Origin of the sequence: Amycolatopsis sp. NBC_01488 (assembly GCF_036227105.1) — a bacterium.
In the GTDB taxonomy this organism is placed as follows: Bacteria; Actinomycetota; Actinomycetes; order Mycobacteriales; family Pseudonocardiaceae; genus Amycolatopsis.
Window position 1 is genome coordinate 2,459,994 of record NZ_CP109434.1, and the last position, 13,991, is coordinate 2,473,984.

Sequence of the window (13,991 nt, forward strand, 5' to 3'; positions counted from 1 at the left end):
CCGACGTCACGGCCTCTTCCTTCCGCGTTGCTGGTCCTGCAGCTGCTGGAGCCGTTGCTGGAACTGGCGGAACTGGTCCAGCTTCTGCTGTTGCCGGTTGTCGTTGTTCCCCGGCTGCTGCTGACCGCGCTGGTCCTGCTGGCCTTGCTGGTCCTGTTGGTCTTGTTGATCCTGCTGAACCTGCACCCGGTCCTGCGGCGAGCTGATCGCCGCCACGCGGTCGAAGCGCTCGCCCGGCCGTCCCGACAGGTACAGCTGCATGAAGCGGTCCCAGATCGGCCCCGCGAGCGTCGAGCCGAACAGCGGTGCGCCGCCGGGGCCCCGCAGCGCCTTGTCGCCGTCGCTGCCCACCCAGACCGCGGCCGACACCGAGGGCGTGTAGCCCACCATCCACGTCTGGGAGTTCGCGTTCGCCGCCGACGCGGGTTCGTCGTTCTGGGGGGTGTGCTGCTGGGTGCCGGTCTTGCCCGCGCACTCGTGGCCGGCCGGGCAGCTGAGCTTGGAGAACTGGATCACCGGGGCCAGTGCCGCCGTCACGTTGCCGGCGATCTGCGCGCTCTTCTGCGGGTCGTTGTCGGCGAACGCGTCGGTCGAGTGGTCCTTCGCTTCGTACGCCGTTTCGCCGTTCGCGTTGGTCACCTTCTGCACGAAGTGCCGGTCGCGCTGGACGCCGTCCGCCGCGAACGTCGCGTAGCCCGACGCCATGTCCGCCGCGGTGACCTCGGTTCCGCCGCCGCCGATGGAGATGTTGTTGTCGCCGGTGAACAGCTTGCTGCGGCCGCCGTCGCCGGCCGTCCGGATGCCCGCTTCCTGCGCCGCTTCCGCCACCCCGGACGGCTTCGTGACGTTCAGGACCATGTCGTAGAACACCGTGTTCGTCGACCGCTGCATCGCTTCGGCGACCGTGCACTGCTGCGAGCAGCTGCTGCTGTCGCCCGCGTTGCGGATCGGCAGCTCGACGCCGGGGAACGTGCGCGGGGACGTGCCGTCGAACCGCGCGTCGAGGCCGCGGCCGAGCTTGAGGAACGCCGCCAGGTCGAACGGCTTCATCGACGAACCGGGGTTGTGCGGCTCGTCGGCCCAGTCGCGCCCGGCCTGGTCCTCGCCGTTCGGGCCCTTCACGATCGCGTCGCCGCCGTAGTACGCGAGCACGCCGCCGGTCTTCGGGTCGACCGCCACCAGCGCGTCGAGGATCCGGTCGTCGGTCTGCCCGGCCATCTTCTCGGCCACGGCCTGCTCCGCCGACTGCTGGGCCTGCGGGTCGATGGTGGTGAACACCTGGAACCCGCCCGAGTAGTACTGCTTCTCGTCGATGCCCTGCGCGGCCAGCTCGGCCTTGACCTGCTTCTTGATGAACGGGTTCAGCGCGCCGGCCTGCCGGCTCTCCCGCAGCGGGATCGGCGCCGGGAACTTCGCGGCCGCGCGCTGGGCCGGCGTCAGGTAGCCGTTCTTCAGCATCCGGTCCAGCGCGGTGTTCCACCGGCTCGTCGCGACGGCGGTGTTCTCCGAGCGGCCCGGCTGCTGGATCAGCCCGGCCAGCAACGCCGACTGCGAGTAGTCGAGCTGCCCGACGTCCTTGCCGAAGTAGGCCTGCGAGGCGGCCTGGATCCCGTAGGCGCCGCGGCCGAAGTAGATGATGTTGAGGTAGGCGGTGATGATGTCCGCCTTCTCGTAGGTCTGGTTCATCTTGAACGACTTCGCGAGCTCGACCCACTTGCGCGCCAGCGTCGGGTCGTCGTTGCCGGAGGAGTTCTTGATGTACTGCTGCGAAATCGTCGAGCCGCCGCCGGACCCGCCGGTGACCTGGTTGTACGCCGCCCGCAGGATGCCGCCGACGTCGAAGCCGGAGTTGGTCTCGAACGTCGCGTCCTCGGTCGCGATCACGGCTTTCTTGACGACGTCCGGGATCTGGTTCGCCGCCAGGATCTGCCGGTTGCCGCCGGCCGGCACGTCCTTGCCCATCTCGGTGCCGTCGGCGTAGAGGTAGGTCACGGCCTGGCCCTGCGCCTGCGCGACCGTCTCCGGCGAGGGGACGTCGACGGACAGGTACGTGATCAGGAACGCGACCGCGGGGACGGCGAAGAACAACCCGGCGACGACGTAGCAGACCCGCCGGACCCGCCGCCGGCGTCGCCGCCGCAGGTCGCCGTCGGTGAGCGGACGCGGGCGGCTCGGCGGCCGGCCGGGCCGCGGCCGCAGGATCGGCACGGTCGGCGGGTCGTCCGGCTCGGTGCCGTTGTGCGCGTGGTGGGTGATCAGCTCCGGCTCGGCGCCGAGCAGCCCGGCGCGGGGCACCGGCCGTCGCGCGCGACGACGACGTGGGTCAGGCCGCCGGCCGGGTGACGTGCGGTCGTTGTTCACGGGCCGTCCTCCACGGTGGGCTGCGGACGCAGTCCTGTCGCCAGGACACACGGACCGCGGCCCCCCGTGGTTCACCCCGGTCGGCTACGTGCCCGGCTGGCCGGTGTCGGTCGGCGTCTCCTTCGGCGTCGAGCCCTTCGTGTGCTTCGGCGTCGTCTCCTGCGAGGACGACGACTGGTCGTGGCCGTGGCCGTGCCCGTTGTTGTTGTCGCCGCCGTTGTCGCCCTGGTCGCCGTTGTCGGTGTTCTGGTCCGTCGGCGTCGAGTCCGTCGTCGTCGCGACGTCGGACGACGGCGGGGGCACCTCGCCGCCGATGCGGTCGACCTTGTCGAAGTGCTCGCCCGGCTTGCCGGTCAGGTACAGCGACAGGAACTTCTGCCACATCGGGCCGGCGATGGTCGAGCCGTAGATCGGCGAGTTGCCCTTGCCGTGCAGCGGCTTGTTGCCGTCGCCGCCGACCCAGGCCGCCACCGAAACCGACGGCGTGTACCCGACCATCCACGTCTGCGAGTTCGCGTTCGCCGCCCACGACGGCTCACCCGCGACCTTCGTGTGCTGCTGGGTCCCCGTCTTGCCGGCGCACTCGTGGCCGGCCGGGCACTTCAGGTGCGAGAAGTCGATGACGGGCTTGAGCGCCTCGGTGACGTTCCCGGCGATCTGGCGGCTCTTGTCCGAGTCGCTGTCGAACGCCGCCTTCACGTCGGTCGAAGCCTGGTACGCCACCTCGTTCTGCGAGTTGGTCACCTTCTGCACGAAGTGCCGGCCGCGCTGCTGGCCGTTCGCCGCGAACGTCGCGTACGCCGACGCCATGTCCAGCGGCGTGATCTGGGTTTCGCCACCGCCGAGGGAGATGTTGTTGTCCTTGGTGGAGATGATCGACTGGCCGCCGTCGTCGGTCTTGGTCTTCACGCCGGCTTCCCGCGCCGCGTCCTTGACCGGCTCCTGGTGGGTCTGGTTGAGGACCATGTCGTAGAACACCGTGTTCGCCGAGCGCTTCATCGCCTCCGCGACGGTGCACTCCTGCGAGCAGCTGCTGCCCGGACCGGCGTTGCGGACGACGCGGCCGTCGAACGTGCGGTTGTTCGAGCCGTCGAACGTCGCGTCGAGGCCCTTGCCCATCTTGAGGAACGCCGTGAGGTCGAACGGCTTCATCGACGAGCCCGGGTTCTGCGGCGTGTTCGCCCAGTCGCGTCCGGCCTGGTCCTGCCCGTTGACCTGCACGATCGGCTTGCCGCCGTAGTAGGCGAGCACGCCGCCGGTCTTCGGGTCGACGGCGACGAGCGCGTCGAGCAGGTTGTCGTCGACCTGGCCCTCGAGCGCCTCGGTGCCGGCCTGTTCCGCGGCCTGCTGCGCCTTCGGGTCGATCGTCGTCTGCACCTGGAAGCCGCCGGAGTAGTAGCGGTCCTCCGGGATGTCGTGCGCGGCCAGCTCGTCCTTCACCTGCTGGACGACGAACGCGGGCGGCGCGCCGGCCTGCTGCTTGCTGTCCTCGAGCGGGATCGGCGTCGGGAACTGCGCCTTCGCGCGGTCGGCCGCGGTGATGTAGTTGTTCTTCACCATCCGGTCGAGCGCGGTGTTCCAGCGGTCGTGCGCGACCTTGTCGTTCTCCGAGCGGCCCGGCTGCTGGATCAGCCCGGCCAGCAAGGCGGCCTCCGAGAAGCTGAGGTCCTTGGCGTCCTTGTGGAAGAAGGCCTGCGACGCCGCGCCGACCCCGTACGCCCCGCGCCCGAAGTAGATGATGTTCAGGTACGCGGTGATGATGTCCTTCTTCTCGTACGTCTGGTTCATCTTGAAGGACTTGGCCAGCTCGGTCCACTTGCGCGTCAGCGTGGGCGCGTCGTTGTCGGTGGCCTTCTTGATGTACTGCTGCGAAATCGTCGAGCCGCCGCCGGTGCCGCCGGTGGCCTGGTTGTAGACCGCGCGCAGCAGGCCGCCGACGTCGAAGCCGGAGTTGGTCTCGAACGAGTCGTCCTCGGTCGCGATCGCCGCGTGCTTCATGACGTCGGGGATCTGCTCCGGGGTCAGCAGCACCCGGTTGCCGCCGCGCGGGACGTCCTTGCCCATCGGCGAACCGTCGGCGTAGAGGTAGGTGACGGCCTGGCTCTGGTTCTGCGCGACCTCGGTCGGCGACGGAACGTCGACCAGGAAGTACGTGATGACGAACGCGATCGCGGGGAGCACCAGGAACACCGCGACGAACCCGTATGCCACGCGCCGGATGATCTTCCAGCGCCGTTTCTTGCGCTGCTCCGGTGTGAGGACCGGCTTGCCGTCGTCGTCCGGCTGGACGTCGTCGTGGCCGGACGGCTCTTCGTAGGCGTGGTGCGTCATCAGCTCGGGGCCGCCGCTCATCGGCGGCGGCTCGGGCCGGTACCCGCGCGGCGGCTGCTGCGGTGGCTGCTGCCACGGCTGGTGCGGGTGGCGCGGACCCTGGCCGTGCGGACCCTGGGGTGCGCGACGGCGCGGATCGGGACCCTGGCCGGGCCAGGAGCGGGATCGATCGTCGGGCACGGGGCAGTCCTCCAGTGTGCGGGGCAGCGACGATCGCCCCCCTCTAGGAAGGGACGCGCGGCCGGCGGAGAGGTTGCCGAAACGATCTTCCTGGAACGCTTCAGGGCCCTCCGCGCGTGCGGAGGGCCCTGAAGGAGGACGTGCTATCCGGGCCCGGCGCCCGGTGGCGCAGCGACTCCGCCACCACCACCGAAGGTGTTGCCGTCACCGGGGTTGATGATCGTGGTCGGCGGTCCGGGCCGGGTCCGGGTCGTCCGGCTCGACGTGTTCGTTGAGGTGTCGGTCGGCTCGGTGCTGTCGGAGGTCGCCGGCGTGGTGGGCGTCGTCGTCGTGCTCGGCGTGTCCGACGGCTTCGTCTGCGTGGTGGTCACGTCGTTGACGTCCTTGCCGATCGCCTGCACCTTGTCGAACTTCTCCGTCGGCTTGCCCTTGAGGTAGAGGTCCATGAAGTTCTGCCACGTCGGACCGGCGACGGTCGCACCGAAGATCGGCTTGCCCTTCGGGTCGTGCAGCGGCTTGTTGCCGTCGCCGCCGACCCAGACCGCGGCCGACACGGACGGGGTGTAGCCCACCATCCAGGTCTGCGCGTTGCGGTCCGCGTACGACGGCGGGTCGCCGGCCTTCGCCGTGTACTGCTGGGTACCGGTCTTGCCGGCGCACTCGTGGCCGGCCGGGCACTTCAGCTTCGAGTGGTCGATGACCGGGACCAGCGCCTCGGTGACGTTGCCCGCGATCTGCTGGCTCTTGGCCGCGTCGTCGTCGAACGCCGGGTTGGTCTTGATGTTGTTCTGGTCGAACTCCACCTCGTCCTGGGCGTTCGTCAGCTTCGCGACGAAGTGCTGCTCGTGGTATGTGCCGCCGCTGGCGAACGACGCGTACGCGGCCGCCATGTCCTCCGGCGTCACGGCCGTGCCACCACCACCGAGCGAGATGTTGTTGTCGTCGGTGTAGAGGACGCTCTTGCCGTTCGGCGCGACCTTGACCCCGGCTTCCTTCGCCGCTTCCGCGACCCGCGACGGCTTCGTCACGTTCAGGACCATGTCGTAGAACACGGTGTTCGCCGAGATCTCCATCGCCTTGGCGACGGTGCAGTCCTTGCCGCAGCTGGCGCTGTCACCCGCGTTCCGGACGACGCGGCCGCCGAGCACCCGGTTGTTCGAGCCGTCGAAGACCTCGCCGAGGCCCTTGCCCATCTTGAGGAACGCCGTCAGGTCGAACGCCTTCACCGACGAACCCGGGTTTCTCGCCTGGTTGGCCCGGTCCTGCCCGATCTGGTCCTTGCCGTTGGCGTCCTTCACCAGCTCCGGCCCGCCGTAGTAGGCGATCACGCCGCCGGTCTTCGGGTCGACCGCGACGAGTGCGTTCAGCAGGTTCTCGTCGGTCTGGCCCTTCATGCCGTCCGCGGCGGCCTGTTCCGCCGCGGCCTGGGCCGCCGGGTCGATCGTGGTGTAGATCTTGGCGCCGCTGGAGAACAGCTTGTTCTCGTCGTAGCCCTTCGCCGCGAGCTCGTCCTTGATCCGCTGCTGGACCTGGTAGGTGAGCTTGCCCGAGTTCTGCTCCTTGTTGGCGTTCTTCGGGATCGGCGTCGGGTACTGGGCCGTGGCGCGCTCGTCCTGGCGGAGCCACTTGTTGGCGACCATCTGGTCGAGCACGTAGGCCCAGCGTTTCTGGGCGTACGCCTGGTTTTCCGAGCGGCCCGGGCCCTGGATCAGGCCGGCCAGCAGCGCCGCTTCCGACGGGCTGAGGTCCTTGGCGTCCTTGTTGAAGTAGGCCTTCGCGGCCGCCTGGATGCCGTTCGCTCCGCGTCCGAAGTAGACGATGTTCAGGTAGGAAGTGATGATCTCTTCCTTGGACTCCTGGTTGTTCATCTTGAACGACTTGGCCAGCTCGGTCCACTTGCGGGTCAGCGTCGGGGCGTCGTTCTGCGTCGCCTGCTTGATGTACTGCTGGGAGATGGTCGAACCACCGCCCTGGCCGCCGGAGACCTGGTTCCAGACCGCGCGCAGGATGCCGGTGACGTCGAAGCCCGAGTTGGTCTCGAACGTCGCGTCCTCCGCCGAGTACACGGCGTGCTTGACGACCTCGGGCACCTCGCCCGGCTTGAGCAGCTGGCGGTCGCCGCCCGGCGGCAGCTCGCGGCCCATCACCTGGCCGCTGGCGTCGTAGTAGGTGATCGGCTGGTTCTGCAGCGACTTGATGCTCTCCGGCGTCGGCACGTCGACCAGGAAGTAGGTGATGACGAACGCGATCGCGGGGACGACGAAGAACAGCCCGACGAACGCGTAGGCCACCCGCCGGATGATCTTCCAGCGGCGCTTCTTGCGCTGCGCCGGCGTCAGGACCTTCTTGCCCTTTTCGTCGAGCTCGCCCTGGGGTTCGACGTCGTCGGCGAACTCGTTGAAGGCGGCGTCGTCGTAGCCGTCGTCGTACGGGTCGCGGCCGACGTCGTCGGTGCCGTTGTGCGCGTGGTGGGTGATCAGGTCCGGCTCACGCCCTGGCGGCGGGGTCGGCCGGCGGCCGCCCGGCGGCTGGCGGAAGCCCTGCGGCGGCGATCCGGGCGGGCCCTGCTGAGCGCGCTGGCCGGACGGCGGGACGGCGCGCCGCGGCGGCATGCCCTGCTGACCCTGCTGACCCTGCTGACGCGGGCGCTGCGGTCGCCGGGTCGGCTCGTCGCCGGCGGGCCACTGGGGACCGCCTTCGTCGCCGGCGGGCCACTCGGGCGACCCGCCGGCACGCGGGTTGCCGCGGGGCGGCGTCCCGCGCTGGGGCCGGCGGGGGGCCTCTTCGCCGGGCCACGCGGGTCCGGGGTCTTCCCCCGGCCACGGGCCTGACTGGGCACGGCGAGGTGCATCGGGCTCCTGGCCGGGCCAGGAGCGGTTGCGGTCGTCGTTCACGAATGGGCCTCCCAGACCGGCGCTCGGTGTCGCACCGTTCTGCGCTCTTCAGCGGTTGTGATCCAGCTCACCGGCCCGCGGTCCTTCGTGGACCGTCGGCCGGCTCCCCCGTGCCGAGGACGTACGACCGGACCAGGTGGTTCCAGTGGCACGCCCGGCACACTTCGACGTCGTACACGGTGAACTCGGCGAACCGGCCGGCCATCCTGGCCAGCTCTTCGGGAGTCCTCGCCGAGCCCGCGACGTGCTTGAGTTCGTCACCGTAGACCCAGGACACCAGGGTCAGCGGCTCCTGGCGGCAGATCGGGCAGGGCTGGTCACCGGCCCGGCCGTGGAACTTCGCCGCCCGCAGCAGGTACGGGCTCGCGTCGCAGGCTTCGTAGCTGCCGACGCGCCCGGAGCGGACTTCGGCGAGCAGCGCACGGCGCTGCAACGCGTAGTCCACGACCTGCCGCTGGTTAATCACCAGGACAGAGTACGGGCTCTTCCTGTGTCGTCCACGCCCCCTAGCGCGACCGGTGGCCGAGCCAATGGGGACACGCCGGACGTTCGATAACTCTCCGGTGAATTTCGCACGCGGCGGGTACACGGAAGAGGTTAGCTTCGCCACTTCGATGTATCGGCGCGATATAGTGGCTGAGTAGGTTGGATCGAGGCGATCGTTCGGAGCAACGTCCGTCGTCTCGGTTTGTTCCCGGAAGGGGGTGCGGTGTGCTGGAGTTCGCGATCCTGGGTCTTCTGCACGAAGCGCCCATGCACGGGTACGTGCTGCGCAAGCGGCTGCACGAGACGCTGGGCACGTTCCGGACGTTCTCGTACGGCTCGCTGTACCCGACCCTGCGGAAGCTGCTGCGGGCCGGGTACCTGGTCGAAGAGCTGGACGAGGCCGACGACCGGGCGTGGTCGCGGCGCGGGCGGCGGGTCTACAAGCTCACCGCGGAGGGCAAGGAGCGCTTCGGCGAGCTGCTCGGCGACGCCGGGCCGCAGACCTGGGACGACGAGGGTTTCGGCGTCCACCTGGCCTTCTTCTCGCGTACCCCGGCCGACGTGCGGATGCGGATCCTCGAGGGTCGCCGCCGCCGCGTCGAGGAACGCCGTGAAGGCATGCGGGCGGCGCTGGCCAGGGCCGAGGAGAAGATCGATCGCTACACCCGTGAGCTGCACCGGCTGGGGCTGGAGACCAGCGAGCGGGAGGTGCGCTGGCTCAACGAGCTGATCGCGCACGAACAAGCCGAACGGCAGGGTCCCGAGACCTGAGCCGCCCGGTGCGGGCCGCAGCGTCGCGGCACCAGACCTACTGAACAGACACGGATTGAAGGAGAAACCCCATGGGCGAGAACCGCCGCGTACGGGTGGCCATCGTGGGCGTCGGCAACTGCGCGGCGTCGCTGGTCCAGGGTGTCCAGTACTACCGCGACGCGGACCCGGCCACCCGCGTCCCCGGTCTGATGCACGTCGACTTCGGCGGGTACCACGTCCGCGACATCGAGTTCGTCGCCGCGTTCGACGTGGACGCCAAGAAGGTCAGCCGTGACCTGTCCGAGGCGATCTTCGCCTCGGAGAACAACACGATCAAGATCGCCGACGTGCCGCCGCTCGGCGTCACCGTCCAGCGCGGCCACACCCACGACGGGCTCGGCCGCTTCTACCGCGAGACGATCGAGGAGTCCGACGAGACCCCGGTCGACATCGTCGCTGCGCTCCGTGAGGCGCGGGCCGACGTGCTCGTGTCGTACCTGCCGGTGGGCTCCGAGGTGGCGGACAAGTTCTACGCCCAGGCCGCGATCGACGCCGGCGTGGCGTTCGTCAACGCGCTGCCGGTGTTCATCGCCTCCGACCCGGAGTGGGCCCAGAAGTTCACTGACGCCGGCGTCCCGATCGTCGGCGACGACATCAAGTCCCAGGTCGGCGCCACCATCACGCACCGCGTGCTGGCGAAGCTGTTCGAGGACCGCGGCGTCCAGCTCGATCGGACGATGCAGCTCAACGTGGGCGGGAACATGGACTTCCTGAACATGAAGGAGCTGGAGCGGCTCGAGTCGAAGAAGATCTCGAAGACCCAGTCCGTCACCTCGCAGGTCGACCGCGACCTCGGCAAGGGCAACGTCCACATCGGACCGTCGGACTACGTGCAGTGGCTCGACGACCGCAAGTGGGCCTACGTCCGGCTCGAGGGCCGCGCCTTCGGTGACGTGCCGCTGAACCTGGAGTACAAACTCGAGGTGTGGGACTCGCCGAACTCGGCGGGCATCATCATCGACGCGGTGCGTGCGGCGAAGATCGCGCTCGACCGCGGCATCGGCGGCCCGATCCTGTCGGCGTCGTCCTATTTCATGAAGTCGCCGCCGGAGCAGTACGACGACGCGACCGCCCGCGACGCCGTCGAGAAGTTCATCCGCGGCGAAGTCGAGCGGTAAAGCAGTCCTCGTCGAAGGCCGTCACCGCTGGTGGCGGCCTTCTTCGCGTGGTGGACACTGTGCCGATCTTTACCCATCCGGCCACAGTCACGGCCGATGGCTTGGGAGTGGAGGTTACGTGTCATGCGAGGGGCGGCCTACTTTTTGGCCGGATGGGTAAACCGGTGGGGCGGGGTGGGCGTTGGCGGGGTGTGAGTGCGAGCGTGGGCGAGAGCGCGCCGGGGGACCTGGGCGCGCCGACCTTCCACGACCTGTTCCGGGAGTACTTCGCCCAGATGACCCGGCTGGCGCACCTGCTCGGCGCGGACGACGCGGAGAACGTCGCGCAGGAGGCTTTCGTCAAGCTCCACCAGCGGTGGGACACGCTGTCGGACCACACGCGAGTGGCCGGCTACCTCCGCACGACCGTGGTGAACATGTCCCGCTCGCGCACACGGCACCTGCGGGTCGTCCGGCGCACGCCGCAGGACCGCCCGCCGGACGAGCTGTCGGCCGAGGTCAGGGCGGTGGCCAACTGGGAGCACGAGCAGCTGCGCGGGGTGCTCGGGAAGCTCTCCCGGCGCCAGCGCGAGGTGCTGGTGCTTCGCTACTGGCTGGATTTGAGCACGGCGGGCATCGCGGAGACGCTGGGCATCTCGCCGGGCACGGTCAAGGCGACCACCCACCACGCGATGGAGAACCTGCGTAAACACTGGGGGGACGACCTGGGAGGTGAGCGATGACCGACCTCGAACGCAAACTGGCCGAAGCACTGCGCGGACAGGCCGAGGAGGTCACGCCGAACCTCGACGCGGCCTGGGCGGAACAGATGCGAAGGCAGCGGCGGCCACACCGTCGCCGGGCGACGGTGTGGCTCGCCCCGCTGGCCGCGGTGCTGGTGGTGTTGACCAGCGTCTCGGTGGCCACCCGGGTGCCGACCCCGTCGGACCAGCCGGTCCAGCCGGCGCTCCCCGGGCAGCCGCTGGTGCTCGCCAAGCCCGAGCTGCCCGACCGGACGACCTTGAGCGAGGCGGACAAGCCGGTGACCCTCACCGACTTCACTGGGCAGACGGACACCTGGACCTCCTACGCGGCCGAGTTCTTCGATCCGACCGGGCGGGCCCTTTTCTGCGTCGAGGCACTCCCCAAGGGCGCCAATCACGGTGCGGAATCGCAGTTCGGCATCAAGTCACCGTCGTGCCTCCCGCTGTCGGAGACCGTCGTGCGGACCGGGTACGTGGGGGAGAACGGTGGTCCGCTGCCGGCGGGCAAGGCGGTCTACCTCGTCGATCGGAAAGTCCATGCGCTGCGGCTTTACAGCGCGGCGGGTGATCTGAGCCTGGCGAAACCGGTCGGACCGCTGGGCTGGGACACGGTTTTCTTCGCCACCATCGACCCGAACTCGCCGCCGGTGCGCTTCGAAGTCAGCTGAGCCCCAGCGCACCCGGCAAGTCGGTGATCTTCTCCACCACCGCCGTGGCCTGCTTCAGCACTTCCGGGTCCGGCGGGAAGTGCGGGTTCGGCACCGCATAAACCGCCATCCCGGCTGCCAACGCCGATCGCAGGCCGTTCGTCGTGTCCTCCACCGCCGCACAGTCCGAGGGCGCCACCCCCAGCAGCTCCGCCGCCCTCAAGTACACATCCGGCGCCGGCTTCCCCGCCCCGACCTGCTCGGACGACACCGCCGCGCCCACCGGCAAGCCCGTCACGTCGAGGAAGCCCTTGATCAGGATCACCGGCGACGAGCTCGCGATCGCCACCGGCCACCGCGCCGACACCTGCCGGACCACCTCCACGGCGCCCGGGATCAGCGGTGGCTCCTCGGCGTACCGCGCGGCCATGCGCTTGACCACCAGCGTCGCGATCTCCGGCGGCGACAGCCGCGCCCCCAGCTCCTCCGCCAGGTAACGAGCCCATTCCGGGGTGCTCATCCCCTGCTGCGCCCGCGTCGCCTCCTCGCGCCAGGTGCCGCCGTGCTCGGCGACCACCGCTCGGCGCACCTCGTCCCAGATGCGCTCCGAGTCCACCAGTACGCCGTCGAGGTCGAAGATCACCGCGTCCATCCCCCGAGCCTAACCTGTGAGGCGACTTACTTAGCTACCCTTACTAATTTTTGTTAGCATAGCTAAGTGACTTCCCCGATCGCCGATCTCGCCCACCGGCTGCGGCCGCTGGTCTTCCGGCTGTACCACCAGGTGCGCCGCCAGACCCCGCAGCTGACGCTGACCCTCACGCAGGGGTCGGTGCTGAGCGAGCTCGTCAACGGCGGGCCGCGGCGGATGAGCGCGCTGGCGGAGTTCGAGCGGGTCAAGCTGCCGTCGATGACCGACGTCGTCAGCCGCCTCGAACGCCTCGGCCTCGCCACCCGCACGCCGGACCCCGCCGACCGGCGGGCGGTGCTCGTGGACGTCACCGACGAGGGTCGTCGCTTCTACGCCGAGATGGTCGCCGCCCGCGAGGAGTTCCTCCGCGAGCGACTGATCGCGATGGACGACGCCGACCGCGCTGCGATCGAAGCCGCCCTTCCGGCTCTCGCCAAATTGCTCGTTGACGCCAAGAAGGAGGAATTGATCAGCGATGAGCGCTGAGCACCACTCGAGCCTGCTGGACGCCGTCAAGGGTCAGCCCAAGCAAGTCTGGATCACCGCGTTCGCCGCGGTCATCGCCTTCATGGGGATCGGCCTGGTCGACCCGATCCTGCTGTCCATCGCCAAGGGCCTGGACGCGACGCCGTCGCAGGTCACCTTGCTCTTCTCGTCGTACCTCGGCGTCCAGGTCCTCGCGATGCTGGTCACCGGCGCGGCGAGCGCCAAGTTCGGCCCGAAGCGCACCGTCCTGGTCGGGCTGGCGCTGATCGTCGCGGCCACCGCCCTGTGTTCGGCCGCCGGCTCGATCGAGCAGCTCGTCGGGCTGCGCGCGGTCTGGGGCCTCGGCAACGCGTTCTTCATCGCGACGGCGCTTTCGGTGATCGTCGGCGCCGCGACCGGCGGCCAGTCCGGCGCGATCCTGCTCTACGAAGCCGCCCTGGGTGTCGGCCTGTCGGTCGGCCCGCTGCTGGGCGCGCTGCTCGGCTCGATCTCCTGGCGCGGTCCGTTCCTCGGCACCGCGGTCCTGATGGCCGGCGCGCTCGTGCTGTGCGCGGTCTTCCTCAAGAGCGACAAGGGTGAGCGGCGTGCGCCGATCAGGCTGCTGGACCCGCTGCGCGCGCTGAAGCACCAGGGCCTGCTGCGCACCTCCGTCGCGTCGGCGCTGTACACCGCCGCGTTCTTCGCGGTGCTGGCCTGGTCGCCGTTCGTCCTCGGCTGGAACGCGATCGCCGTCGGCCTGATCTTCTGCGGCTGGGGCCTGTGCGTCGCGGTCGCCGGGGTCGCGCTCGCGCCGCGGCTGGCCGCGAAGCTGGGTGAACGGCACGCCGCCGCGGCCGCGGTCTTCGGCTACGCCGTGCTGATGCTGGTGCTGGCCGTGCCGAGCAAGCCGGTCCTGGTCGTCGGCATCATCGTCTCGGGGCTGGTGTCCGGGCTGCTGAACACGTTGTTCACCGGCACCGCGATGTCGATCAGCGACGCGCCGCGCCCGGTCGCCAGCGCGGGCTACAACTTCTGCCGCTGGCTGGGTGGCGCGGTCGCCGCGACGCTCGTCGGGCACGTCGCCGAGTGGTTCGGCTCGTCGCAGGCGCCGTTCGTCGCCTCGGCCGTGCTGTGCGTGATCGCCGGCGGGCTGCTCTCGCTGCGGGAGAAGAAGGCGGACCCGCACGCGGTGCCGCAGGAGGCGGTGCTCGTCGGCGAGGAGTTCTGACCGGCGCCAGTACATCTGACGTTCACCTGAATGT

11 protein-coding genes are annotated in these 13,991 nt (G+C 69.7%); 6 read left to right on the forward strand and 5 right to left on the reverse strand.

The features are described 5' to 3' along the window. Positions 1–6: 6 nt before the first annotated feature. From OG738_RS11825 to OG738_RS11840, 4 genes are all read right to left on the reverse strand, one after another. Positions 7–2,361 carry a transglycosylase domain-containing protein gene (locus OG738_RS11825; RefSeq protein ID WP_329053597.1) on the reverse strand — a complete coding sequence of 785 codons (2,355 nt, stop codon included), beginning with the start codon at positions 2,359–2,361 and terminating at the stop codon, positions 7–9. 84 nt (positions 2,362–2,445) lie between these two features. Further along, positions 2,446–4,872, reverse strand: a complete 2,427-nt coding sequence (locus OG738_RS11830; RefSeq protein WP_442875891.1) for a transglycosylase domain-containing protein — start codon at positions 4,870–4,872, stop codon at positions 2,446–2,448. A 143-nt stretch (positions 4,873–5,015) separates the two neighbouring features. Then, positions 5,016–7,766 carry a transglycosylase domain-containing protein gene (locus OG738_RS11835; RefSeq protein WP_329053599.1) on the reverse strand — a complete coding sequence of 917 codons (2,751 nt, stop codon included), beginning with the start codon at positions 7,764–7,766 and terminating at the stop codon, positions 5,016–5,018. A gap of 67 nt (positions 7,767–7,833) precedes the next feature. Continuing rightward, complete coding sequence (locus OG738_RS11840; RefSeq protein ID WP_329053600.1) at positions 7,834–8,232, reverse strand: DUF5318 domain-containing protein; 399 nt, start codon at positions 8,230–8,232, stop codon at positions 7,834–7,836. Between the two features lie 245 nt (positions 8,233–8,477). On the opposite strand from OG738_RS11840, the gene OG738_RS11845 reads away from it, so the two are divergent. The 4 genes from OG738_RS11845 (at position 8,478) to OG738_RS11860 (ending at position 11,594) form a co-directional block, all read left to right on the forward strand. Continuing rightward, positions 8,478–9,023 (forward strand): PadR family transcriptional regulator, encoded by a 546-nt coding sequence (locus OG738_RS11845; protein WP_086679623.1) that lies wholly within the window; start codon positions 8,478–8,480, stop codon positions 9,021–9,023. Positions 9,024–9,094: 71 nt separating this feature from the next. Then, a complete protein-coding gene (locus OG738_RS11850) occupies positions 9,095–10,183 on the forward strand; it encodes an inositol-3-phosphate synthase (protein ID WP_329053604.1) in 1,089 nt (362 codons plus the stop codon). Positions 10,184–10,386: 203 nt separating this feature from the next. Beyond that, entirely contained in the window at positions 10,387–10,905 is a 519-nt protein-coding gene (locus tag OG738_RS11855) for an RNA polymerase sigma factor (protein ID WP_329053606.1), read from the forward strand. Beyond that, positions 10,902–11,594 (forward strand): hypothetical protein, encoded by a 693-nt coding sequence (locus OG738_RS11860; RefSeq protein WP_329053607.1) that lies wholly within the window; start codon positions 10,902–10,904, stop codon positions 11,592–11,594. Before OG738_RS11855 ends, OG738_RS11860 begins: the two co-directional genes overlap by 4 nt. On the opposite strand, the gene OG738_RS11865 is transcribed toward OG738_RS11860, so the two are convergent. Beyond that, positions 11,587–12,225 (reverse strand): HAD family hydrolase, encoded by a 639-nt coding sequence (locus OG738_RS11865; RefSeq protein WP_329053608.1) that lies wholly within the window; start codon positions 12,223–12,225, stop codon positions 11,587–11,589. The two genes, OG738_RS11860 and OG738_RS11865, sit on opposite strands and share 8 nt — an antisense overlap. 66 nt (positions 12,226–12,291) lie before the next feature. Here OG738_RS11865 and OG738_RS11870 point away from each other — a divergent pair, with 66 nt between their 5' ends. Next, positions 12,292–12,750 (forward strand): MarR family winged helix-turn-helix transcriptional regulator, encoded by a 459-nt coding sequence (locus OG738_RS11870; protein WP_329053609.1) that lies wholly within the window; start codon positions 12,292–12,294, stop codon positions 12,748–12,750. Continuing rightward, complete coding sequence (locus tag OG738_RS11875; protein ID WP_329053610.1) at positions 12,740–13,957, forward strand: MFS transporter; 1,218 nt, start codon at positions 12,740–12,742, stop codon at positions 13,955–13,957. The genes OG738_RS11870 and OG738_RS11875 overlap by 11 nt, the downstream gene beginning before the upstream one ends. Positions 13,958–13,991 lie beyond the last annotated feature (34 nt).

Coding starts and splice junctions, on each gene's coding strand:
- OG738_RS11850 (WP_329053604.1), top strand. CDS start 9,095: ATGGGCGAGAACCGCCGCGTACGGGTGGCCATCGTGGGCGTCGGCAAC.
- OG738_RS11860 (WP_329053607.1), top strand. CDS start 10,902: ATGACCGACCTCGAACGCAAACTGGCCGAAGCACTGCGCGGACAGGCC.
- OG738_RS11865 (WP_329053608.1), bottom strand. CDS start 12,225: ATGGACGCGGTGATCTTCGACCTCGACGGCGTACTGGTGGACTCGGAG.
- OG738_RS11875 (WP_329053610.1), top strand. CDS start 12,740: ATGAGCGCTGAGCACCACTCGAGCCTGCTGGACGCCGTCAAGGGTCAG.